This is a genomic window from Photobacterium profundum (genome assembly GCF_003026285.1).
In the GTDB taxonomy this organism is placed as follows: domain Bacteria; phylum Pseudomonadota; class Gammaproteobacteria; order Enterobacterales; family Vibrionaceae; genus Photobacterium; species Photobacterium profundum.
Window position 1 is genome coordinate 269,565 of record NZ_PYOD01000003.1, and the last position, 23,471, is coordinate 293,035.

Consider the following 23,471-nt stretch of genomic DNA (forward strand, 5'->3'; position numbering starts at 1 on the left):
GCATAAACTGGTAAAGTGTATTATACAGTGTTTTTAACGTTATTCATTAACGTAATATTTTGATATGGACATTTTATATTCAAATCACACATAAACGTAAGTAATGGTCATTTTATGTGTAAAAAAATGGCTTTATAATTGCTAGTATCATTCTTAAAGCATTTGTTTTTAGATATACTAAGCCATATTCATATAGAATATGAACCGTATCTTGTCAGTTTTAAATAACATGCTATAAAGTTTTTTTGAATGTCTTTTTGTGACAGATTGTTTATAAATAGCGTGTTATTTAAAATTCATTAATAATCAAAACTTAGGGAGAGAACATGCGTGTTTTAGTTACTGGAGGAATGGGTTATATCGGTAGCCATACTTGTGTTCAAATGATTGAAGCAGGAATGACTCCAATTATCGTTGATAACCTATATAACAGTAAAGAAACAGTATTGGCTCGCATTGAAGCATTAACGGGTGTTATGCCTGCGTTTTTTCAAGGTGATATTCGTGACCGTGCTTTTTTAGATAAAGTTCTCTCTGAAAATGAAATCGATGCTGTTATTCATTTCGCTGGCTTAAAAGCGGTAGGTGAATCTGTTGTTAAGCCTTTAGAATACTATGATAACAACGTGCACGGTACCTTGGTACTAGTTGAAGCAATGCGTGCTGCTGGTGTTAATAGCCTTATCTTTAGTTCTTCTGCAACGGTGTATGGTGATCCTGCCTCTGTGCCTATTACTGAAGGTTTCCCAACGAGTGCCACCAACCCGTATGGTCGCAGTAAGTTAATGGTTGAAGAGTGCCTAACCGATATTCAGTTGGCTTATCCAGAAATGAGTATTACGCTCCTACGTTACTTTAACCCAGTTGGCTCTCATAAATCGGGCACAATGGGTGAAGATCCGCAAGGTATTCCAAACAACTTAATGCCGTTTATCTCTCAGGTTGCAGTTGGCCGTCGTGAATTCTTATCTGTATTTGGTGATGACTACCCAACTGTTGATGGTACCGGTGTGCGTGATTATATTCACGTTGTTGATTTGGCTGATGGCCATTTAGCGGCATTGAACTACAAAGGTTCAGAAGCCGGTTTGCATATCTACAACCTTGGTACTGGTAATGGCAGCAGCGTAATCCAAATGGTTGATGCATTCTCAAAAGCATCAGGTGTTGAAGTTGCCTATAAAGTCGCACCACGTCGTCCTGGTGATATTGCTGAATGTTGGGCAGATCCTGCAAAAGCAAAGGTAGAACTTCATTGGGAAGCAAAGCTTTCGATTGAAGACATGACGACAGATACATGGCGTTGGCAGTCAAATAACCCGAACGGTTACCCTGACGTATAACGAGTCTATTGATGCGTTAACTACATTAGAATAAGTAAGCCGCTATATCAATTGTGAAAACAGATTGAATAGCGGCTTTTTAATGATTAGAACTCGTTGGCACGAGTAATAACTGAATTAGATTGTCGATAGCTGTTTATCATGCCATCGACGTAATGTGAGTAAGCCTGTTACTGCACCGATCAAGGCTAGCATCATATCTGATTGGGTATCCCACACATAACCTTGTGTGCCCAAGAAAGCTTCGGCATCTTCCCCTGAAGCCGCAGCAACCCACCATTCAATCAATTCGTAAAAAGCACTGAATGCTAAACAAAAGCAGACAACGAAGAAAAACTGCCACCAGCGACCATTGATAACATTGTTTCGAATAACAATTTCTCGACAGATTAGTGCAGGAATTACCCCTTGAGCAAAATGCCCAACTTTGTCGTAATTGTTGCGGCTTAATTCAAACGCATCTTTAATGTAATCAAAAAGTGGGACTTCAGCATAGGTGTAATGTCCACCTACCATCAAAATAACGCAGTGTATCAAAATCAATTGATACACCAATGGTGTGAGCCGAAAAGAGCGATAGGTGAGTGCTAATATGATAAATCCAATAATGGCAGGTACAACCTCAAGAAACCATGTGAAGGTGTCTTTAGGTTGAATACCAGACCAAATCAGCACGGTGAAGAAAATTAACACCCAAGCGTAAAGTGATCTATTCAATGTCATCGGTTAACAGCTCCTTGGTTAATAGTAAGCAATATAAAGTGTTTCTTTTGTTACTTAATCGCTTAGCAGGTCAGTATCACTAATCTACCGATTAACAAAATAGTGTGCAATTACAGAAATTACGTGTTTTATTGCAGTTTATATCATGAGGTTTAGATGTACCTTAGAAATACTGTGCTATAATCTGCAGCTAACATTTTTCACTTTTGTGTGAACTTAATCACATAAAGGTCGAGATATTATTGATTGTAAACTCTGAATCAGAGCGTTTTTACCGGAGCATCATTTTGCATTTTAAAGATCTTGGATTAGACCCACGCCTTCTTAAGAAACTGACACACCTTGGGTTTGATCGAGCAACTGAAATTCAGCGAACAGCCGTCCCCGTGGCTATTATGGGGAAAGACGTGCTAGCCTCGTCGAAAACAGGCTCTGGTAAAACACTGGCGTTTTTATTGCCTGCTATGCAGCGTATGTATCGTGGTAAGCCATTTACTCGTCGCGATCAACGTGTACTTATTTTAACGCCAACGCGTGAGTTAGCAAAACAAGTGTTTGCTCAATTACGTACGTTAAATGCGGGTACACCGTATGATGGCGCGCTGATTGTTGGTGGTGAAAACTTCAACGATCAAGTGAAAGAATTCCGTAAAGACCCAATGTTTGTTGTAGCAACACCAGGTCGTTTTGCCGATCACCTTGAGCACCGTAGCACAAGCCTTGATGGTCTTGAAATGCTGATTCTTGATGAAGCAGACCGTATGCTTGATCTGGGTTTCGCACCTCAATTGCGCCGTATTCACGAATTGGCTAATCACCGTCGTCGTCAAACTCTAATGTTCTCTGCAACAATGGATAATGAAGATGTGATTGAAATGGCGTCAGAGATGCTAAATGCACCTAAGCGTCTTTCTGTTGGTAATTCAAACGAAGAACATACAGATATTACACAACGTTTCTACTTGTGTGATCATCTAGATCATAAACAAGCACTACTAGATAAAGTGCTTGAGACTGAAGATTACAATCAGGTTATTATCTTTACGGCAACCCGTGCAGATACTGATCGTTTAACGGCTGAGCTGAATGAACGTAAACTGAAAGCTGTCGCACTAAGCGGCAACTTAAATCAGAATCAACGTAACAGCATCATGAGTCAGTTTGAACGTGTATGTCATAAGATTTTGGTAACAACAGATGTTGCTTCTCGTGGTCTAGATATCGATGGTGTATCGCACGTTATCAACTTTGATATGCCAAAACACGCTGAAGAATATGTTCACCGTGTGGGTCGTACTGGTCGTGCTGGTAACAAAGGTGACGCAATTTCACTTGTTGGCCCAAAAGACTGGAAGAGCTTTAAAAGTGTTGAAGCCTACTTACAACAATCTATTTCTTTCAGTATACTTGAAGGTTTAACGGGTAAGTTTAAAGGTCTTAAACCTGCACCGAAGAAAAAGTTCATTAAGAAGAAACCAACAGATCAAAAAGCATCTGCCGCTAAGAAATCAACAGCGCCTAAAGCGAAGAAGAAAGTTGATAAGCGTTTTTACGATAACGTTGCTGTGGGCGAAAATGTATTTAAGCCTAAGAAAAAGCGTGATACTGATGTAAGTAAAGACGACGCGTAAATACATTAATTACCCCGTTTCTACCTCGGTGTAACGTGTAATAAAGAAAGGCGTTAACTGTTATTAACAGTGACGCCTTTTTTGTACGTGGTTTTTATCAAGATTAGAGTTGTAATTAAGTGACGCGGTCACCTTTCTGCTGGATGCCAATTATACTGGTTGATAAGATTAAGTAGCTGCTCAGTTTCTTCGTCTATTTCCTTGATTAACCAATTGATAAAGTTTGTGACCTTGTCACTTTTTGTTCGGCAGTAATAATAATATTTCCATGGGCTATAAATAATTTTTGCTTCAAGGGGCAGTTTTAAGAACCCTTGTTTCAGTTCGCTCGTCACAAAAAGCAGATCGGTAATTGTTGCCCCTTGTCCTGATAAGCATGATGTTAGCGCCATGTCTAATGTATCGAAAGTGAGTTCCGTCTTACCGAGTGGCTGCTGTATCCCCGTTTGTACAAACCAAGCCCGCCAATCAGAACGATCTTTTGTGGGATGTAGGCGAGGGTACGTTAGTAATTCATCAATCGTTAGTTGTGCATCACCCTTTACTAATAACATTGAATAAACAGGCGCTAAATATTCTTTACGTAAAAAGACGATAGGTTGTTTGATTGTTGTGGGATCTTGGTAGTTTGAAATCGCAATATCGTAATCATCAGAATCGAGATTCAGTTGATCACCATAATTACCGTTATTACCAATATTTGATGAAATAATGATGTCTAAATCGGGATTCTGTTCTTTAAAGGAATGCAAACGGGGGATCAACCAACGTACCGCAAAGCTCATTGAAACATTTAATTTTAGGGTGTTATCTTCCTGCTGTTTAAGCTGGTGAATGGTGTTATTTAGCTCGCTAAATTGGCGAGTTAGTAGCAAGGCAATTTCTTTGCCTTCTTCTGTCAGTATTAAAGCACGGTGCTGACGAATAAAGAGTGAAAATCCAAGCTGTTCTTCTAATAAACGTATCTGACGGCTAACCGCACTTTGTGTCACGTTTAGCTCTTGGGCTGCAATGGTAAAACTAAGGTGCCTCGCTGCTGCTTCGAACACGCGTAGCCCATTTAATGACGAAGGTAGTAGCGTATGTCTTTTAATCATTAGTCATCATTTCTTCGCATGAGTTTTTAGAATGCTAAAGTGCCATAAAAGTCGTTTGAAAAGCAAGGCTACTTTTTTTACATTAGCTGATAATGTTTCTTGGATTCAAATAGTAAGTGCATAACCACTTAATGAATAAGCATGGTTAGTTACTTCGATTAGGTAATAAATGAAAAAACTGCTCACCCTTGCTATACCTCTTATTATTTCTCAACTGGTTGCGCAATTACTGGTCTTTACCGATGTCTGGATGATGGCAAAAATGAGCGTACTGGCGATTGCTGGTGGCGGATTAGGCGCATCGGTTTATTCATTTGTCTTTATTATTGCGGGTAGTACCGTCGGGTGTGTCGCGAATTTAATTGCTATCGCGTATGGTAAGCGAGTACGACAACCTGATGCGGGTAACACTGAAATTCGCACCGCAGTAAAGGGCGGAATACTGCTATCTTTACTACTTACCGTTACACTTCAGCCATTTTTTGTCATGCTTAAAGATTGGTTATTAATGGCCGATCAAGATCCACAAGCTGTTGCCTTGGCTATGGATTACATAAATGCATTAAAGTGGTCAATGCTTCCAACCTTAATGTTGTTAGTATTACGAAGCCTTGTTAGTGCGTTTGGTGATACGCGTTCGATAATGGTGATGTCGATTGCAACGGTTATTTTGAATGTGCCTATTAGCTATGTACTCGCATTCAGAATGGACATGGGAATTGCAGGTTTAGGTTATGGTTCGTCGTTGGCGTCGTTGATTATTATGGCTGTTTATGGGCATTGGGTATTTAATCGTCCTCGTTATCGCCAATTTAATCCATTTTCCAAGTTACATGAATACCGTTTGGGTACCATCAAACCATTATTGGCCATTGGTGTGCCGATTATGATCGCGACACTACTTGAGCATGCCTTATTTTCTGGTGGCGCATTATTAGCCGGTACGTTGGGTGCCGTTTCATTAGCTATTCATCAGATAGCGATGCAGTGTTTGAACTTATCATGGAATATTGCCTTTGGGTTTTCACAAGCGGCTTCTATTTTAGTTAGCCAGCATTTTGGTCGTGGTGAACCAAATATGGTAAGGCTGTATGCTAAACAAGGGCTATTTATTGTAACCGCGACCAGTGCCGTCATTGGTTTGTTCTTGATTATTTGGCCTGAGTTTTTAACACAAGTATTCAGCATAGAAGGGGATGTAATGGCGCAAGAGTTAGTTGCAGCCTTACCTGCAGTGATGATTATGGTTGCATTGTGTTTTATTGTTGATGCATGGCAGCTAACAGCGATTAGTGTATTACGCGGTATGAAGGTAGTAATAGCGCCAACGATTTCGACTGTGATCGGCTATTGGCTTATTGGTTTACCTGCGGCATGGTTACTCATGAAATTAATGGGTGTAAAAGGTGTATGGGCCGGTTTTGCGATTGGTTTAGCTGCAACAGGCTTAATGTTAGTTATATTGCTATTTAAATCATTAACACGCTTTGAAAACCAGATTAGAAAACAAAATGATGAAGATGCGTATAACCTTAATAAGAACGATAATATAACCCCGCAAACGATTACAGTACTGTAATTTCATCAAAAAGCAGTAAACGTTCACTGTAACTTATATTGTTGTTTTTATTAAACCGTTGCTTCGATAAGCAACGGTTTTTTTATTGCTTAAGCATATCTAACGTGAATGCGTGAAGGGGCATTAATTAATTTAAATGAGAATCATTCTTGATCTCATTCGTATTGATGTGTATTATTTGCAAAAAATCGCTTCTATAAGTTTATTATGTTGTTAAGTTCTGTGTTGTTAGCTTCGATGCTACAGAATCCTCTTTGTGATGTATGTTGGTTACGTGATGATAGTCGTAAAAACGCGATGGTATTGACGTATTTAAAAAATGAAAATAAGACATCTGAATACTATTTAAAACCATTGATGGGCACACAGGAAAAGCTGCTCAATGAATGGGAAGCTATGGCTGGAAATAAAGCAGAAAAACCTTGGTTCGATATTAATGGATACCACTATAAAACCTTTAATAAAGGTGTTCGTGGCGTAGTGGTTCGGAAAAATCAACAACGTGAAGATGTTGTGATTAATATGAATCAGCGTGCTGAAAACCATGCTTATTATCGTTTAGGGAATTGGAGTGTTAGTCCCAATAACCGTTTAGTTGCTATCGCAGAGAATACGGTAGGTGATGATAATTATAGTATTTCAATAATCGATATAGCATCAGGTGAAATAGTAACTCAATTTTTGGGTGAGTATGCTGATACCTTGGTGTGGAAATCAGATAATGAAGTGATTGTTGTTGAAAATGAAGCCAATACATATCGACCATATAAAGTAGTATTGCAAAATATGAAGACAAACACATCAGTCATGTTATACCAAGAAACAAACCCTGCTTGGTTAGTTTCTGCTTATACGGCATCCGATGCGAAAAGCATTCTTATTCAGAGTAATAATCATAATACGAGCGTTCAATACCTATTACGATCAGAAGAAAAGCCGGGTATTGATCCAAAGACCGCGCTTCGATTAGTTAAACCTCGCAAAAATGGCGTCGAATATTATGTTGATGTGTTGGATGGAAAGTATTACATAAAGTCGAATCAAGGTGGGAAATTTGCAATTTACACTGCGCAGGATGTGCAACGTGAATGGACGCCTATTATCGAACCTAAAGGGGATCTCACCCGTTGGTATCTTGCTAGTCGCCGTATTGTGATTGAAGAGAAAAAACAAGGAATAACATTACTGGAAGGTTTTGATCTTCAGGGCCAAAAAGTATTCAGTAATAATCAGTCAAAAGCTGCATCTGTTGGGTGGATGGCTCGAAATACGAACCCAGCGAGTCAGACGATTAATGTACGTACCATGGGGTTAAGCCAACCACCAGCATGGACAAAGCTTGATATAGAGACTGGTGAAACAGTCAGTTCAGAGGCTGATGTATATAACCAATTTGATACGAATAATTACGTATCAGAATTAATAAGTGTAAAACATCAAGGTGTAGAGGTGCCTGTATCTCTGGTATACCGCAAGGATATGCTTACCGATGATTCACCAGTATTTCTTTACGGTTATGGTGCTTATGGCGTCACCATGCGTCCATATTTTATGCCGCAGATTATTTCATTAGTCGATCGAGGTGCAGTGTATGCCATTGCACATGTTCGTGGTGGTGGATTTAAAGGTGATGATTGGTATCAGGCAGGCAAAGGCGTAAACCGACTTAATAGTATTCAAGATTTTACTGCTGTCGCTCAGGTTATGAAGCAATTTCGTATAGAGTCATCATCCGCAAAGGTCGTGGACCGAGACATTTTAGCACTAGGTAGTAGTGCCGGTGGTACGCTTGTCGCTGCAGCAATCAACCAGCATCCTGAATTATTTAAAGGAGCTGCACTGCAGGTGCCATTTGTTGATGTACTAAGTAGTATGTCTGATGAATCTATTCCATTAACTCGCCAACAATATGCAGAATGGGGAAACCCGAATAAGCCTGAAGAACGTAATGTGATGCGTGCTTACAGTCCGTTTGACAATATTTCAGCACAAGACTATCCCGCGATGTTGGTGCGAAGTGGCTTATTTGATAGTCGCGTACCTTACTGGGAAGCAGCTAAATATACCGCCCGTATTAAAGCATTATCGACAGCTAATAACCCTTATTTATTAGTTACAGATTTGCAGTCTGGACACAGTACAGACCGCACTAAGGCACTACGCCAACAAGCGATGGATTACGCATTTTTGCTCAATCTGACCAACCTTAATAAATAATAATAAGTAGTATACCCATGAATAAGACAGTGCTCGCTGTAGCGGTTTCTGCACTCTGCGGAAATGTACACGCTGCTGATATGTCATCAACACAATCGCAAAATACATCTGTTTCTCAAACAAATGTCGTGATGGTAACCGCTCAAAAAATTGAAAAAGAACCTTATGAAGTGAATGGCTCCGTAACGGTTATTACATCCGACGAGCTGGAGCGCGAAGGTGCAACAGAACTTTATGATAGTTTGAAGAATATTCCTGGTGTCAGTGTAAGCGGTGGTGCGGGGCGCCCTCAGAATATTACGATCCGTGGTATGCGTGGTAACCGTATTAAAATCATTGAAGATGGTGTTGAGACGGGAGACGGTTACGGTGCTGATGATTTAAGCGACAAAGTGGGCCGCAATAGTTTTGATCTGTCTGCGGCGAAACAGCTCGAAGTAGTAAAAGGTGCAGGATCCTCCCTTTATGGTTCTGGTGCCCTTGGTGGTCTAATAGTAATAACGACCAAAGATGCATCAGACTATTTAACGCCAAGTAAAAATACAGCGGTTGAAGTCAGCACTAATTATGTGGGTGAAAGTGACAAAATAAAAGGCACAGTAAATTTTGCACAGCGTATTGGCTCTTCTGAACATCTAATTCGTTATAGCCAATGGATGGGCGGTGAATCTGAGAATTATACGGGCGAAGTATATGATCGAGATGTTGACGGATTTGATCTTTCTTTAACCAGTAATTTTTATATTGGTGAACATCAAGAAATTAAAACCAAAGTTTCTTATTACGAAGATACAATGGATCGTAATGATCATGATAACTATAAGTCTGGTGATTTTAACGAAAACACAGTTACCTCGTCTAATAAATATCAAGCGACGTATTTGTACAACGATGCTGACTTTGTATTATTTGATGACGCGAAAGTGCTAGGCTACTACCAATCTACCAAAAGCAACAATAATAAAACACGGTATAAAACTAAGCTAGTTCAAAATATAAATTACAAATTTCTGTTACTTGAGAACGGTCAGTTTGATGAAGAAAAAGTGGGGTTGAAAACAGAATTCCAACGTCACCTTGATAACCAAAATATAGTATGGGGTGTTGATACTGTTTTTAAAGAACACTCAAGAACGCTTGGAAAAGCCATTATTAGCGATGGCTCTACATCTACTTCCCAAACGAACCCTTTTGCTGATGCTAATACGTTTAATATTGGACTGTATGCGCACGATGACATTATGTGGGATGCGTGGGATATCGGTTTCGGCGTTCGATATGATTTTCACCAGTTAACCCCGAAAGATAAAAACCAACTAGCCAGCAATGGCTATAACTTCGCACTTAGTGATACCACATCAAGTGAAATATCACCGTCATTTTCGATTGGTTATAACTTTACCGATGAGCTGAAGACGTATTTTAGCTATAACCACGGCTTCAATTCACCTAATTATGCCAAAGTCTATGGCTATGTACCTCATGATGGTGTACCGCCATTTGAGATAGTACCGAATTATAATCTGAAAGCTGAAACCAGCGACAACTTTGAGATCGGTGTGAAATCTCGCATGGGTATTTATAGTGTCAATGCGGCGGTGTTTTACAGCGATTTTGAGAATTTCATTCGCACGAAACAAACGGGTATGAACAGTGATAATGGTCGTCTAACCATTCAATATGTGAATCTCGACAAAGTGAAGTCATACGGTTTTGAGATGGGGGCAAGTGCTGACATAAGCGAAACAGTAACCGCTTCTGGTAGTGTTGGCGTAGTGACCGCTGAAGAAGAGAACGGCGCATATGTTGAAACATCGACCCCATGGGAAGGTAATTTAGCGCTTCATTACAGTCAAGATTTTGATGCGTTTGTGCGGTGGAGTTTCGCAGCAGCGATGAATAAAGTACCAACTTGCTCTGATGGTGAATGTGTAACAACAGCTGGCTGGGGAACGGTTGATTTAGGCCTAAGTTATGAGCCTATTACCGATCTATTCATTAGTGGCAACCTTAATAACCTTTTTGATCGCGAATATGTACGTTACCAAGATGTAGGTGGTATGTCGGATGCGCAATCAAAATACAATGCTGAAGCGGGACGTAATTTCAATGTCTTCGTGAAGTATAACTTTTAAGGGGTGTTGTAATGAAAAAGCACCTTTTAGCACTCTTGCTCCCTATTGTAGGCTCTTACTGCTCTTCACCGTTAGCAAGTATGATCGACTTTCCGTCAGACCCTGTTTATGTAACGTCTAGCGATGAAGCCAAGCAATTACTCGCGCAGCGTTATACATTAACTGGCTTAGTGAATGAAAGCGTTTCAACGAGCTTGTTGTCTACGCAATATCGATTTTATCAAGGCTTTGCTAACGCTGTAGCGTGTAGTAGTTCGGTGGTTGTTACTGTCGATACAAACACCAAAGAAGTGGTGCAAATTTACACGCACCTTTTAGACGAAAGTGAATGCCAATCTGCAAAAGAAGATAATCGAGCGATTGATCTTAATACACCAGAGCAAGCTTATGGTCCTTTTGTTGCTGCGGGTAACGCAAAACAGATTGTTACCACGTCACTTAATGTTTTTGATCCTGATCCATTAACGGCATTGGAAGATATAACATTGGAATATTCCGATGTGATATCAAATGCGGCCTATTCACTGTATTCCGATATTGAAGTGACAGAAGTGGCTGGTACACGGTATTTAGAAAATAGCCGTGTTAGGGCTGTCGATGTACGTGCTTTTGACCTTGATGGCGATGGTGCCTTGGAAGCTGATGTTAGCCAGCAAGGGATCATAACGTCGGCAAGTGATTTTACTATAGAGCGAGATATAAAGGATTATGAAAATAAGCATACACAGTTCTTAGATACTATGGCGTTTTATCACATTGATAAATCAGTGCAGTATTTACAGCAACTTGGTTTCGACATTTTCAGCGAACCTGTTCAATTTGATGCATTTTTTGGTAATAAAGATAATTCAACTGCGTACTTAGCCCAAAATGTGATTGTATTTGGCAATGGCGTATCTGCAGATGCAGAAGATGCCGATGTGATTCTGCATGAGCTGGGTCATATGATTAACTTCTCTTTAGTTAAGCGCTGGCGTGACGGTGATACCGGGGCGATTGGTGAAGGATTGGGAGATTATTGGGCGGCTTCTTCTCGCTACCGCACTAATAAAACATTTCAACCCGATATCGTATTCAGTTGGGATGGGGTAAATACCTCGAAAACAAGTACGCGTATTTTGAATGATGCTGAAGCACGCTATGTACCCGGTGTGTCGTATCCTGCGCATGTGGTCAGAAATGGTTCTAATGTCGATCAGTTATGGTCAACGCCTTTATTTCAAGTATTGAAGCTTGCGGTTGCTGAGCACGGTGAACTCGCACATGAACATATCGACCGTATTATTTGGGAAGGTATCGCGGCATTAGGTGGCGGAGTAACAATGCCTGACGCTGCTTTAAGTATCGTAAAAGCGGCAGAACGGCTCTATCCTCAAAGCAATTACAGTGATTTATTTGTTAAGCAGTTTAAAGCGCATAATATTTTAACGAATACGGTCGCTTTTTATGCGCCGCAGTTTTTGATGGTTAAAGATGGAAAAGCCAAGGTTGCATTAGATCTATTTAATATCTCAGGTAAAAACATTCATACATTTACTGGCCGCTTTGAACAGTCTGATGATGTCGTTTCGCTTAGTAGTATTGCTTCGTTTGATACTGCTGCGCGTACCTCGGTCACAGTAAAAGTGCCTGATAGTACGCAGTGTGGTGAAGCATTCCCCTTTAATGCTGAAACGGTTACAGATTTTAATAACCAGCAAATTCCTACTCAAGGTGAATACAGCATTCCGTTTGTCGTGTGTACACCTAAACTGACGCACACTCCAAAAGTGGAAAACTCAGCCTTGAGCGATGCAACTTCTACAGTAGGGGGGCTTGGGGGTAATAAAATTGGCGTTAAATCGTATTTACTGACCTTAACTGATACCGCCGTGCTGGATAATGATTTTTCAGTTTCGCTGCATATCAAACATAAGCGCATATCTGATTTAAAAGTCACGCTAACGCCACCAGTCGGCGACCGTGAAATTACTTTGCTCGCTTATGACAACATTCAGCAAGATGACTTTAATCAACAATTGATGTCCCGATTTAATCAGGAAGTTAATCGTTTGAAAGGTGAATCACTTGAAGGCACTTGGACGTTAAAAGTAACTGATCGCGTCGTGGGTGAAAGCGGCGAGCTGGTTTCTTGGGGCATCGCGAATATTTCAGGTTATAGCAAACCAGAAACAGCAACAGATGAAACAAATAATAACAATAACAATAACAATGGAAACAACGGAGCGACGGACAATAACAGCGGATCGGGTGGAGGAAGCCTAGGTTGGTTGTCGTTGTTTATGCTTGTCGTCATTAATAAATTAAGAAAAAATACTCCGTAATAATAGGTGAAATAATGAATTTTAAACTTTCCATCGTTGGTGCAATTGTCAGCATTGCACTAACCGGTTGTAATGGATCTTCCGACTCTGTTTTAGATGGTGTTTCTACTGGCGGCACAGACTCTAAATTAACGTATACGTTAACAGGTAAAATTAGCGAGGGTTTCAGTGACGGCATAATGGCTTGTGTCGATCTTAATAGTGATTTGACGTGTGATAATAATGATATTGTTATCGAATCTACGGATGGCACTTTTACACTAAAAAGTGACAGCTCTTCGTTATTAACCAAACCTGTCGTGGTTTATGGCAGTAACGTAAATTCAGTGAAGTTATCTAATGGGTATGATTTTAAGCTTGTAAGCCCAGCATCGAAAGAGTTTGGAGAAGGTAAGGTTATTACGGTTTCAGCCGTATCATCCCTTGTTTTTTCAAAAATGAATGATGCGATAAACCCGTTACTGTTTTCAGGTGCAGTGAAAAGCGTTAAACAATCTCTTAATACACATATCAGCAGTGATATTGATAACATTTTCGCAATCGAATTATCTGATGAGGCTGAAAAGCAGAAACTCAATCATTTTAATGACAATTTTGTACAGTATATGAAAGAACTTGATGCAAACGGAGAGTTTAAATCAAACTTATTGAAAGTCGGTACTGAAGCTGAATATGTTGTAAAAGCTTTTGCTGCCAATGATAAAGATGCGATCACGATAGTTAAAAGTAAAATTAAAAATAATACCCTTAAAGCCTTTGGTTCTAATGATACAGGTGTAACTCAACATTTTGTAAATGGTGAAATGCAAGCTCAAGCCAGTGATGAGTTTCCTGGGCAAGATGCCGATTATGGTCTTGATAGCAATGGAGAGTCAGGGTTCAATTTGGTTAAAATTGATAATAAAGGTAACGAACTTACACAAAGTGCCGAGAATTGGGATTGTGTAAAAGATCTTAATACTGGTTTGATGTGGGAAGTGAAGGTTGATGATGTAACGAGCCCACGCCATAAAGCCCGAAGCTATGAACTGAAAACGGCAACCTATACACCTAACAAAAACGATCACGCTCTTGCGACGTGCAGTACAGATGGAAATAGTGATTTTTGTAACACCGAGCAATATGTTAACCACATCAATACAATTAAGCTGTGTGGCAACAGTGATTGGCGTTTACCCACCGCTAACGAGCAATTTGATTTACTGGATCTGAGTGAATCGCGCAGACTGCACGATGCTGATTTATTAACGGGGATGAACTTGAATTTTTTCCCATATATAAATGGTGGTAATGATGATCTGGGTTGGTATTGGAATACGACCCGTTTTACAACGGATGATCCCGAAGCGCTTATTTATACCAGTGTAGATCAAGCAGGAGATACCATTGGGGATCTGACTTACGGCATTGATCTTTGTAAGAGCGATAAAGCCGTTGATGAAGATGGTTGTTATTACGAGAATGCGCTATTGGTTCGCTTGGTTACAGAATAAGGGATAAGAAAAATGAATAAGATATTAACGGCTGCATTATTGGTTGTTTCTGCGTGCTCTAGCCATGTACAAGCGGCCACAGAAGCTCAAATTTGTATTCAAGCACCTCGTACCGCACCTGATGGCCGTTTTGAAGTAAGCCAAAACGGTACAGTGAAAGATTTGAAAACAGATCTAACATGGATGCGTTGTTTAGTTGGTATGAAATGGGACGGCACTAGCTGTATTAACGATCCTTTATTGCAAACGTGGCAGCCAGCCCTCCAAACAGTAAAAAACATTAATACCAATACTAAGCATTATTTATATCAATTTGGTGGGGTTACAGAGTGGCGTTTACCGAATATTAAAGAGCTGCAAAGTATTCATGAGTCGTCATGCTACCAACCAGCACTCAATGAATATGCATTTCCTAATATAGGTAAAGATATTTATTCGAATGCTAGTACGGTATGGTCATCAACTCCGGCGCATTGGTCGAAAGATCTCTTTGTGTTTGGTGTAGGTGATGGCTCTGTTAGTCGACGAGATGGTAGTTCTGCCTGGGCTGAATATTCAATGTTATTAGTGGCTAATAAATAAGAACCGTTTAAAAAATTAGTTGAAATAAAAACGCCAGCTCAGTGTAGGAGTTGGCGTTTTTGTATCTGTTTCGTTAGTTGCCGTTCTTATAAGTACTTATAGAAATACTTAGCCCACAATAGTTAACGCATGCGGAACACGTCTGTTTTCTTATCACTTTGTACATCGGCAAAACTGCGTACGAAAGGGCCTTGTTGACGAATGCTAGAAGATAGACCATCAATGACGCTTTTTGCTTCATCTTTTGTTGCGAAATCACCATAAATAACAGCGTACCAGTTTTGACCACGGCTCTGTTTCCAATTCACCCAAATAGGATCTTGACCTTTGATCTCGCTGATATAGCCTCGCACATCACGTTCTTCGCTTATCGCGAGTATTTGAATGGTAAAGCGTGTTGGGTCCATATGCCCATATGCTTCGGTGGTGGTCATTACCCCCACGCATTGAGAAGAGTCTTTTGAGGCATTACTCTCAGCCTCGCTGGTGGCACAGCCAGAAAGAAATAGCAGCGCTACAAGAATTATTACATTACGCATCAATTGTCTCCATACAGATCTTTATAGTGTTTATAACGGCCAATGGTTAAAAAAATAAAGTCAAATCTCGAATAATATCGAGATAAAACCAAGGAACCAATACAAACGAACCAATGGCTTAGGTGAAATATTGCTCATGTGAAGAAAAAAAGGCTCACAAGAAGTGACTATTATACGAAGTTAATATTAAACTGTATATATATACAGTTGCCGTGTAATGCGAGCACAAGAGAAGTACACGAGGACGTTATGCTTACGCTGCCTATATTTATGGAATCGGTGAAATGCGGTTTTCCATCACCAGCCGATGGGTATCAAGAACAATTAGAACTTGATGAATATTTAATTCGAAATCCGAATGCAACGTTTCTGTTAAGGGCGTCTGGTGAATCGATGATCGGTGCTGGTATTTTTGACGGGGATTTGCTGGTGGTTGATCGGGCAGAGCAGGCTGTTGCAGGGCGAGTTGTGATTGTGCGCATTTATGATGAATTTACCTGTAAACGTTTAATGCGTTACAACGATGCATGGTGGTTAAAAGCTGAGAATCCAACATTTAGAGCCTTTCCGATACCAGAAGATGCTGAAATATTTGGTGTGGTTACACGTAACATACATGACTTGTTGAAAGTATAATGGCACATCACCTTAATGGGTATAAAAATCAGGTATGGGCACTGGTCGATGTAAAGAGCTTTTATTGTTCTTGTGAGCAGCTTTTTGATCCCTCGTTAGTTAATAAACCCGTGGTGGTATTGTCGAATAATGATGGTTGTTGTGTCGCCGTTTCAGAGCAAGCGAAAGCATTAGGTATACAGCGAGGGGCTCCTTGGTTCAAAATTGAGCGAGAAGCACGGCTGCTAGGTGTACAAGTTCGCAGTTCTAACTACACCTTGTATGCAGATATGAGCCGGCGGTTTATAGAAGAGCTACACCGTTTTTCCCCTCATGTAGAGCAATATTCAATAGATGAAGCCTTTGTGCGTTTAGATGGCTTCAGGCTTGATACCCTTGAACAATACGGTTCAACAATACGAAAAACCATTCGCGAGAATATTGGTTTGCCAGTGCGTGTGGGTATCGGTGCAACGCCGACCTTGGCCAAATTAGGCAATCAGGCAGCGAAGCAATTTGAATGTCGAGTGGAAGGTGTCATTAAAATTGATTCGGATGTACGTCGCCAATGGATTCTTGAACGAACAGATATACAAGATATATGGGGGATAGGTGCTAAAACTGCGTCACGGTTACGTGCAACAGGTATAGATAACGCGCTGCAACTGGCGAACAAGACCCCTGCAGATATGCGTCGACTGTGGAATGTTGGTTTAGCGCGCACAGTTATGGAGCTGCAAGGCGTTGCGTGTATCGATCCTGGAGACATTGACGAAAAGCGGAAGCAGATTTTATCGAGCCGAAGTTTTGGATCGGGTATTTCTAATTTTGATGAATTAAAAGCAGCATTAGCTTTTCATTGTCAGCGCGCAGCAGAGAAACTGCGTAAGCAAGGTAGCCAAGCCAATGTTGTGGGTGTGTTTTTACGTACGAATAAGCATAAAAGCCTACCACAGCATAATAGAAGTAGCGCAATGCCATTAATGTGCCCCAGCCAAGATACTTACAAGTTTCTTGATCTTGCTTTGTTGCAGTTAAAGCAGCTCTATCGTTCTGGCTATGAATACCAAAAAATTGGTGTGATTCTTAATGAATTAACAGAGGCGAAGAACGATAGATTTCAATTGGACATGTTTGATACCAGTGTACTTGATGAACATAAACGGCGGGATCTTATGGTAATTACCGATCAAGTGAATGCTCGATTTAAAAACGGTATTAAGCCAGCATCTGTTATTGGGTCAACAAACTGGCATATGCGGCAAGCTTTTCGCTCTAACCGCTGGACAACGAGGCTTGACGAATTGCCTATCGCGAAGTGCTAGGGTCTTTTTTTGGTTATTCTTATATCAAAACAGATATTAAGACCGCTTCACTTATAGCCTTTGTTTATGTCATAGAGGTAAACGGTATTTTTCTTTCTCTCTGATCTTTAACGATAATGATAGAACAGAAAAGAAGGATAGTATTTATGTATAAATGGATTGGTGCCGTGGTTGTTTTATTGTTGATACTTGGGTCTTTGATGACATCAGGCTTAGTTACGGCATTATTAGATCTTACCGCTTTTTTGGTTTTATTAGCCTTGGTGTGGATTCGGGCTGTTAAATCATCAGATAAGAAACAGAATAACGAAAGTGATAATGGGAACGAGAGCACACCCGTTTTTAAAGCAGATTATACCAACAGTAAAAATATCGATATTACCCCATAAAAAACGAGTGCGGCTGCACTCGTTTTGTTTTGTCTTTTTGTAGCTTATTTAGGCTACATTGAGCAAGATATAGCTTAAAGAGCCCATGCCAATAGCCACCCAGAGTAAAACGCCTAATAGCAGCGGCTTCACCCCTGAAGCGCGTAGCTTTTGAATGGTAATGCCTGAACCGATTAAGAATAAGCACACAACTAATAGCCGTTTAGAGGCAACGAAGATATGGCTATAAATACTTTCTAAAGACGGAACAAAGTGCGCGAATACAATCGCAAGGCAATAAAACAAAATAAAGTAAGGAATACTAATTTTCTTGTTGTCACCTTTGAACAGTAATGCACTCAAAAAGGCAATGGGTACAATCCATAATGCACGTGCCAGCTTAATGGTTGTGGCCGTTCGTAATGCTTCATCACCGTAAGCGCCCGCAGCACCCACCACAGATGATGTATCGTGAATAGCAATAGCAGCCCAAGTGCCAAAAGCGTGTTGGCTCATTTCAAGTAAATGACCAATCGCAGGGAAGATGAACAGTGCAATGGAGTTCAGTACAAATACTGTTGCTAATGCTAAAGAGGTTTGATCGTCTCGAGCATTAATCGCAGGGGCGACTGCAGCAATGGCACTACCACCACAAATAGCCGTACCTGAAGCAATTAAGTGTCCGGTCTTTTGGTCTAAACGTAGCGCTTTTGTAAGAAACCAGCCGAAAGTCAGAGTGAAAAATATTGAGCCAACAATTAAACCAAAACCTTGTGTACTTGCTGCTATTGCTTGGTCGAGATGAATACCAAAGCCAAGACCGATGATTGAATAAGCGAGTAATTTTTTAGTGGCTGCGGCTATGTTTAGTTTGGTAGGAACAAACCCAAAACTGGCTAACGTAAAGCCTAAGATAAGCGCGACTGGTGAGCTGATAATAGGCAGCAGGCATAAAAGCGCAATAATAAAAAACAGAGAGTCAGACGCTTGAAATTGCTTCCCTCGGAACTGAAAGGTATGTGGTTTACGAGAAGGCTTATTAGAAGACATTGATTACACTAAAATGAGGAAATAAAAGTAAAAGCAGTATACGTGCTGAAAAACATTCCGTAGATTTAAATCTTTTGATGCGGGGGTTCAATATTATTGAACGTACAGTTAAAAAGTTCTAAATAGCTTTTCATCTTGATCACGGTAAAATATCTATTAAATCAAAGCAAGAAATAAACCCAATATTTACAAGGTAAAGGTATTATTTCTTATTCCATTTTCCCGAAGGTGTTTGGTAATAATGTCCACGTTGTGTTTTTTCGAGTGCTTTTTTTGCGGCAAGCTTACCGACTTCTGCTTCGCTTAATCCGTGAGAGACAGCAATTTTTTTATAGCGACTTTTACGTTGTGAATTGACTTGAGAAACGAGCTTTTTGACATCAGAAGATGAGCTAGAGGTGACAACCGCAACATAGCCTTTATTGGTTTCACCTACTAAACCTTGTGATTTAGCTTGCTGTAAGTCAAGTGCGAATACATTTGCACTCATGAATATCGCGATACAAAATAGTAGTAAATTCTTCATGGCATTCTCCCTGCGCATTCAGAATACATCATCATCACTAAATAAATCATCAATTTCTTTATCAACTTTTATTCTGATTTCGTGTTCAATCTTAACATTGAGATTAATCTCGATGGGTTTATCAGACGCTGCCACTTGTACCGTTGGCGTGCAGCCTGCCGCCATCGATAACATTAGCATCAATGTAAGAACTGTGAGTATGAACGAAAACTTTAGTTGTATATCCATGGGGCTGTAACCTTCTTAGCCTTTGTTTAATGCTCGCGCGAAAAAAATAGTTACTCATCTATACCCAATTGCTTTAAAAATAGACCTTCCAATTTTGATGAATCGATAGCGTTCATCGTTTTTAGTAATGCTGGAATGTCGTCTTCAATATTCAGGTTTAAATTCACTGGTCTTCCATTTTGAAACTGAGGATTGCGACCTTTAAATCGTGAACTTGCCTTTAATTTACCTTCTTTAGAATAGTCTATATCAATCGCGAGCGCGTCGTAGTTATAATTTTTGAGAATCTTACTAACTACTAATATGCTATTTTCTCCTGCGGCTTCTACATTTTTATCGATACGCGATCCTTCTAAGTAACGTAATACGCCACCAGGGTAACGAGAGTGAAGTTTACCATTAGTAACAACGGGCAAGCCCTCATGAATTGCCAATGGTATTTGACCATCTAAAATTCCTGTTAATTCTATTTCTTCATGCTCGATGTGTGCCAAGGCTTGTTCAAGGTGAAGGTTATGTATCACGATAGGGATACTTTCAATTGTAGTAAGGCTATTGCTTGATACATTATGCGTACTAATATTGCCCCCGAAAACCTCTGCAAATACACGGTTTAAATGGTATTTTTCTTTTTCTGTATCTAATTCAAACACCATAGAAACATTGTTGAATAGCACGCCTAAATGTATTAATTCGGCATGAACACTAATGGGGAATTTTGACTTAATACCCTGAGGAGAAAATAATATTGTGGTGGATGAGTCGACATTCGCAAAATGAAACCCTTTATAATAACCCGACAAGCTATTTGCAAAGACTGATATATCTCCAGAGGTAACCCCTTTATCGATAAGAATATTTGCCTGTAAGGCAACAGAGCCTTGGTGAAGATCGTAATCAATCGGTAAGTGTGGGAAAAAATGTTTTTTCAAAGAGTTAGTTGATGAAAAGGCGATTTCATTACGGTGTAGCTCTATTTGGGTTTTTTGACGTTTCAGATAAGAATTAACGGTAAAACGGGCTAAACGAGCCATTTTGTAATTAGTTAAATCACCTGTAATCATTAGTTTTTCAGGGTTGAAAGAAAGGTTTCCCTGGCTGGAGAAAGGAGGTAAACGTTGTTGGTTCTGTTTCATATTGATTGTTGTTTGATAATTACTTTGCAGTGTTAGCGACTGATCAATAGGCTTGCTTAAACGGAATTCAGCGATGCTAAGCTCAAGCTTTCCACTGTATTTTTGAGTGGGAATAGGAGTGTTCTTAGCCACAATCTGTTGGCGCTTTTTCTCTGAAATAGGAGCGCTATTGATGATTTTTTCCGCATATAAACTCGCAGAAAAAGAGGCTTCTGTTGGTTTGGTTTGGGTTAATGTTAAGCCATTCATTGCGTTGTAGTTGAGTAATAGATTATCGATGCTTAGTTGGGCATTGGAGGCTTCAGAAACCAGAAACTCAGGGTGGCCGGAATAGACTAATCGCTCGCTTGCTATTTGAGTATCAAGAAAAGAGATTGTTGTATTTCTGCCTAATAGCAAATCGAGATTTGAACGTAGCGAAAATGTTTTTAAATGCAGATTCTCGATGGGAGACAAAAACGCTATATTCGCTTTTATACCCCCCTTTATGTGACACTGTAGCGTACGTTGTGGTGTATCGCTTTCGCACGTTAAAACTTTGAATGTGTGTGTAATTTCTGATTGTGTCTTTTTGTTTTTTAAGCGTATTACTTCCGACTTATCGACTAACGTTAATTTGAGTTTTTCTTTATGGTAACGCGCAATTAAACGTAATTTTCCGTCTGTTATGAGTTCGATATTGGCAACGGTTTGTAACGGTGAATTAGGTTTAGTGAATGGATATGGTTTATTTGGTGTGATGAGTTTTTTGCTAAATAGCCCTGCTATATACACCGCATAATGATTGAGTTCGACGGGTAACGATTTAGGTAATGAGATGTCGACTTGATACTTTGCATCGATGACTTTGTTATCAATCACAATGTTTTTCTCATCACTCTCCAATTGCTTTGCTGTAATAACAATAGGTTCAGTGAGCTTCGCACTGGGTATATCGTTGAGTTTGAATCGTTCGGTAATATCCTTGGTGTTTTTAAAATCAGCAGTACAGCTTAGGTCTTTAGGTAGTGGCTGGCTAAAGCGAATGTTTGCCTTGCAGTTAAGTGAATTACCTTTAGGGCCCGACATCAAGCCAGTAAAGTACGCATCATCTTTGTTTAAATGTTTAATGTGCACATTAAGGTTGTAAGGGTTGGGCGCGAGAGCTTTTCCTTTTAGAGTGAACCTCGCCAGTTTAGATTTTTTACCTGATTGTAGTGTTGGTGTTTCAAGCACGAGCTTGGCCTCAAGAATCAGTTGTCCGTAAGTGAATTTTTTCACTTTTAGCTTTTTAAAGGGCAATTGGGCGAGGTTTGCAATGGTTTGCCCTAAATGAATGCTTTTGTTTTCATTATCAGGTTGCTCGATAAAGCTAGGTAGCCGAGTAGGTTGATCGAGTAAGGCGGTATCTGCGTGTAACATCATGGTTTTTGTTGGGCGGTTGATATCCATTTCTAGTGATGCATTGGTAACGTACTGTTTAAATCCTTCATTAATGGTTTTCCACGTAGGTTCAATTTTAGCGATGTGAATCGATAACGGTGTACTGTTAGGACGCCAAGCAATTGAGAAATTAGCTTTATTAAACCTCAGTGGATAATGTGGTGATTTTTTTAAGTTAGGAAAAAATAGTGAAAAATCCCCTTGTTGAATCATCCCACTGATCGTGAAGTTTGGTTGTGTTGCGAGTACTAAATCCACATCGTTAACGGCTTGCTTTGCTCTCAGTTCTGTTCCATCTGAATGAAATGCCGCTGTTGTGATACGCCTAGCGTGGGCGCTGAATATATAGGGGGAAGATAAATCGGTAAAATTGAGTGAGGTGTCAAATAAGTGAATGTACTGCAGACGTATCCCTTGCTTATTTAGCGCATCTTCTACCGCTGTGGGTAACCGAATGTCTGTTTTTTCTGCAAATAAACGCCATGATGCGGCAGATATAGCACTTTCATTATCAATAAATCGCCCGACAGAAATATTGGTGAACCTTAATCGGTATTGGCTTATCACCACAGAGATCTTCTCTATCACAAAACCATTATTAATATTAATACCTGAAATTGAGGTGATCTCTATTCCTTTGGTGGCTAACCAAGGTGGAATGAAAATGCTGGGCAACAAAAGGCTGATTAATAAAAATAACAGAATGAAGCGTAGATAACGCTTTTTGTGAGCTCTTGTTGGTGTTGAACTCGTTGTTTTTAATGGAACGTTAGATTTGGTTTGCGTCATATCCTTTAGTAATTACTTCACCTATTAATGCGCTGTTTGGTGTTTTGTCGTATTCCTTTTTCTATTCCTTTTTCTATTCGTTTTGTTTTCTATGCATTTCCCAATGAATTTGAATGTGTTATGACGGAGTATAATTATTATCTGTATCAGGAAGATAGCTATCAGATAAGGTCTTTTAAGCATAAACCGTGAAGCGTAAGTTTGGCGGATTTTTTTCGTATAGGTTTTGAGACAAAGTGTACATATAAAATAGAGAGCACTTAGAAAGATGCCGAGGTGATGCCATAAATACGATGGGTTGTACTATTTTTCACTGTCTGTATGCCACTGAGGTGATTAATGTTTATCT

The 23,471-nt window shown here is 39.9% G+C and carries 18 protein-coding genes; 11 read left to right on the forward strand and 7 right to left on the reverse strand.

Annotated elements, in window-relative coordinates; translation table 11 throughout:
* The first annotated feature begins 326 nt into the window (after positions 1 to 326).
* Positions 327 to 1,343: a UDP-glucose 4-epimerase GalE gene (gene galE / locus C9J48_RS10730; RefSeq protein ID WP_006229823.1), complete on the forward strand. Its 1,017-nt coding sequence runs from the start codon at positions 327 to 329 to the stop codon at positions 1,341 to 1,343.
* A 117-nt stretch (positions 1,344 to 1,460) separates the two neighbouring features.
* Here the strand turns inward: galE and C9J48_RS10735 are convergent, their stop codons facing one another.
* On the reverse strand, positions 1,461 to 2,066 hold the full coding sequence (locus C9J48_RS10735; RefSeq protein WP_006229824.1) for a DUF2238 domain-containing protein: 606 nt from the start codon (positions 2,064 to 2,066) through the stop codon (positions 1,461 to 1,463).
* Between the two features lie 287 nt (positions 2,067 to 2,353).
* Here C9J48_RS10735 and C9J48_RS10740 point away from each other — a divergent pair, with 287 nt between their 5' ends.
* On the forward strand, positions 2,354 to 3,697 hold the full coding sequence (locus C9J48_RS10740; RefSeq protein ID WP_036802691.1) for a DEAD/DEAH box helicase: 1,344 nt from the start codon (positions 2,354 to 2,356) through the stop codon (positions 3,695 to 3,697).
* A gap of 128 nt (positions 3,698 to 3,825) precedes the next feature.
* Here C9J48_RS10740 and C9J48_RS10745 read toward each other — a convergent pair whose 3' ends face one another.
* Entirely contained in the window at positions 3,826 to 4,794 is a 969-nt protein-coding gene (locus C9J48_RS10745; RefSeq protein WP_006229826.1) for a LysR family transcriptional regulator, read from the reverse strand.
* Between the two features lie 169 nt (positions 4,795 to 4,963).
* Between C9J48_RS10745 and C9J48_RS10750 the strand changes: the two genes are divergently transcribed.
* The 6 genes from C9J48_RS10750 to C9J48_RS10775 all read left to right on the forward strand — a co-directional run bounded on the left by C9J48_RS10750 (position 4,964) and on the right by C9J48_RS10775 (position 15,124).
* Entirely contained in the window at positions 4,964 to 6,373 is a 1,410-nt protein-coding gene (locus C9J48_RS10750) for an MATE family efflux transporter (RefSeq protein ID WP_006229827.1), read from the forward strand.
* Positions 6,374 to 6,580: 207 nt separating this feature from the next.
* Positions 6,581 to 8,590 carry a prolyl oligopeptidase family serine peptidase gene (locus C9J48_RS10755; RefSeq protein ID WP_006229828.1) on the forward strand — a complete coding sequence of 670 codons (2,010 nt, stop codon included), beginning with the start codon at positions 6,581 to 6,583 and terminating at the stop codon, positions 8,588 to 8,590.
* 17 nt (positions 8,591 to 8,607) lie between these two features.
* Positions 8,608 to 10,725, forward strand: coding sequence for a TonB-dependent hemoglobin/transferrin/lactoferrin family receptor (locus C9J48_RS10760; protein ID WP_006229829.1), 2,118 nt, complete (start codon positions 8,608 to 8,610; stop codon positions 10,723 to 10,725).
* A gap of 11 nt (positions 10,726 to 10,736) precedes the next feature.
* A complete protein-coding gene (locus C9J48_RS10765) occupies positions 10,737 to 13,049 on the forward strand; it encodes a proprotein convertase P-domain-containing protein (RefSeq protein ID WP_006229830.1) in 2,313 nt (770 codons plus the stop codon).
* Positions 13,050 to 13,063: 14 nt separating this feature from the next.
* Positions 13,064 to 14,542, forward strand: a complete 1,479-nt coding sequence (locus tag C9J48_RS10770; RefSeq protein ID WP_107281115.1) for an Lcl C-terminal domain-containing protein — start codon at positions 13,064 to 13,066, stop codon at positions 14,540 to 14,542.
* 12 nt (positions 14,543 to 14,554) lie between these two features.
* Positions 14,555 to 15,124 (forward strand): Lcl C-terminal domain-containing protein, encoded by a 570-nt coding sequence (locus C9J48_RS10775; RefSeq protein WP_006229834.1) that lies wholly within the window; start codon positions 14,555 to 14,557, stop codon positions 15,122 to 15,124.
* Between the two features lie 122 nt (positions 15,125 to 15,246).
* On the opposite strand, the gene C9J48_RS10780 is transcribed toward C9J48_RS10775, so the two are convergent.
* Positions 15,247 to 15,663, reverse strand: a complete 417-nt coding sequence (locus C9J48_RS10780) for an SPOR domain-containing protein (protein ID WP_006229835.1) — start codon at positions 15,661 to 15,663, stop codon at positions 15,247 to 15,249.
* 249 nt (positions 15,664 to 15,912) lie between these two features.
* On the opposite strand from C9J48_RS10780, the gene C9J48_RS10785 reads away from it, so the two are divergent.
* The 3 genes from C9J48_RS10785 (at position 15,913) to C9J48_RS27880 (ending at position 17,992) form a co-directional block, all read left to right on the forward strand.
* The gene (locus C9J48_RS10785; RefSeq protein WP_006229836.1) at positions 15,913 to 16,299 is read left to right on the forward strand and encodes a LexA family protein; all 387 of its coding nucleotides are present in this window, start codon (positions 15,913 to 15,915) and stop codon (positions 16,297 to 16,299) included.
* Entirely contained in the window at positions 16,299 to 17,603 is a 1,305-nt protein-coding gene (locus C9J48_RS10790; protein WP_006229837.1) for a Y-family DNA polymerase, read from the forward strand. Before C9J48_RS10785 ends, C9J48_RS10790 begins: the two co-directional genes overlap by 1 nt.
* A gap of 146 nt (positions 17,604 to 17,749) precedes the next feature.
* Complete coding sequence (locus C9J48_RS27880; RefSeq protein WP_036802694.1) at positions 17,750 to 17,992, forward strand: hypothetical protein; 243 nt, start codon at positions 17,750 to 17,752, stop codon at positions 17,990 to 17,992.
* A gap of 48 nt (positions 17,993 to 18,040) precedes the next feature.
* Here C9J48_RS27880 and C9J48_RS10800 read toward each other — a convergent pair whose 3' ends face one another.
* From C9J48_RS10800 to C9J48_RS10815, 4 genes are all read right to left on the reverse strand, one after another.
* Complete coding sequence (locus C9J48_RS10800) at positions 18,041 to 19,021, reverse strand: YeiH family protein (RefSeq protein WP_006229839.1); 981 nt, start codon at positions 19,019 to 19,021, stop codon at positions 18,041 to 18,043.
* 202 nt (positions 19,022 to 19,223) lie between these two features.
* Positions 19,224 to 19,547 carry a YdbL family probable chaperone protein gene (locus tag C9J48_RS10805; protein WP_006229840.1) on the reverse strand — a complete coding sequence of 108 codons (324 nt, stop codon included), beginning with the start codon at positions 19,545 to 19,547 and terminating at the stop codon, positions 19,224 to 19,226.
* An 18-nt stretch (positions 19,548 to 19,565) separates the two neighbouring features.
* Positions 19,566 to 19,775 (reverse strand): YnbE family lipoprotein, encoded by a 210-nt coding sequence (locus C9J48_RS10810; protein WP_006229841.1) that lies wholly within the window; start codon positions 19,773 to 19,775, stop codon positions 19,566 to 19,568.
* Between the two features lie 50 nt (positions 19,776 to 19,825).
* Positions 19,826 to 23,122, reverse strand: a complete 3,297-nt coding sequence (locus tag C9J48_RS10815; protein WP_107281116.1) for an intermembrane phospholipid transport YdbH family protein — start codon at positions 23,120 to 23,122, stop codon at positions 19,826 to 19,828.
* Positions 23,123 to 23,471 lie beyond the last annotated feature (349 nt).

What these genes read in the sequence shown, in the direction of transcription:
- C9J48_RS10735 (WP_006229824.1), bottom strand. Translation starts at nt 2,066, where the DNA reads ATGACATTGAATAGATCACTTTACGCTTGGGTGTTAATTTTCTTCACC.
- C9J48_RS10815 (WP_107281116.1), bottom strand. Translation starts at nt 23,122, where the DNA reads ATGACGCAAACCAAATCTAACGTTCCATTAAAAACAACGAGTTCAACA.
- C9J48_RS10790 (WP_006229837.1), top strand. Translation starts at nt 16,299, where the DNA reads ATGGCACATCACCTTAATGGGTATAAAAATCAGGTATGGGCACTGGTC.
- C9J48_RS10775 (WP_006229834.1), top strand. Translation starts at nt 14,555, where the DNA reads ATGAATAAGATATTAACGGCTGCATTATTGGTTGTTTCTGCGTGCTCT.
- C9J48_RS10745 (WP_006229826.1), bottom strand. Translation starts at nt 4,794, where the DNA reads ATGATTAAAAGACATACGCTACTACCTTCGTCATTAAATGGGCTACGC.
- C9J48_RS10770 (WP_107281115.1), top strand. Translation starts at nt 13,064, where the DNA reads ATGAATTTTAAACTTTCCATCGTTGGTGCAATTGTCAGCATTGCACTA.
- C9J48_RS10750 (WP_006229827.1), top strand. Translation starts at nt 4,964, where the DNA reads ATGAAAAAACTGCTCACCCTTGCTATACCTCTTATTATTTCTCAACTG.
- C9J48_RS10800 (WP_006229839.1), bottom strand. Translation starts at nt 19,021, where the DNA reads ATGTCTTCTAATAAGCCTTCTCGTAAACCACATACCTTTCAGTTCCGA.
- C9J48_RS10765 (WP_006229830.1), top strand. Translation starts at nt 10,737, where the DNA reads ATGAAAAAGCACCTTTTAGCACTCTTGCTCCCTATTGTAGGCTCTTAC.
- C9J48_RS10810 (WP_006229841.1), bottom strand. Translation starts at nt 19,775, where the DNA reads ATGGATATACAACTAAAGTTTTCGTTCATACTCACAGTTCTTACATTG.
- C9J48_RS10760 (WP_006229829.1), top strand. Translation starts at nt 8,608, where the DNA reads ATGAATAAGACAGTGCTCGCTGTAGCGGTTTCTGCACTCTGCGGAAAT.
- C9J48_RS27880 (WP_036802694.1), top strand. Translation starts at nt 17,750, where the DNA reads ATGTATAAATGGATTGGTGCCGTGGTTGTTTTATTGTTGATACTTGGG.
- galE (WP_006229823.1), top strand. Translation starts at nt 327, where the DNA reads ATGCGTGTTTTAGTTACTGGAGGAATGGGTTATATCGGTAGCCATACT.
- C9J48_RS10780 (WP_006229835.1), bottom strand. Translation starts at nt 15,663, where the DNA reads ATGCGTAATGTAATAATTCTTGTAGCGCTGCTATTTCTTTCTGGCTGT.
- C9J48_RS10785 (WP_006229836.1), top strand. Translation starts at nt 15,913, where the DNA reads ATGCTTACGCTGCCTATATTTATGGAATCGGTGAAATGCGGTTTTCCA.
- C9J48_RS10755 (WP_006229828.1), top strand. Translation starts at nt 6,581, where the DNA reads ATGTTGTTAAGTTCTGTGTTGTTAGCTTCGATGCTACAGAATCCTCTT.
- C9J48_RS10805 (WP_006229840.1), bottom strand. Translation starts at nt 19,547, where the DNA reads ATGAAGAATTTACTACTATTTTGTATCGCGATATTCATGAGTGCAAAT.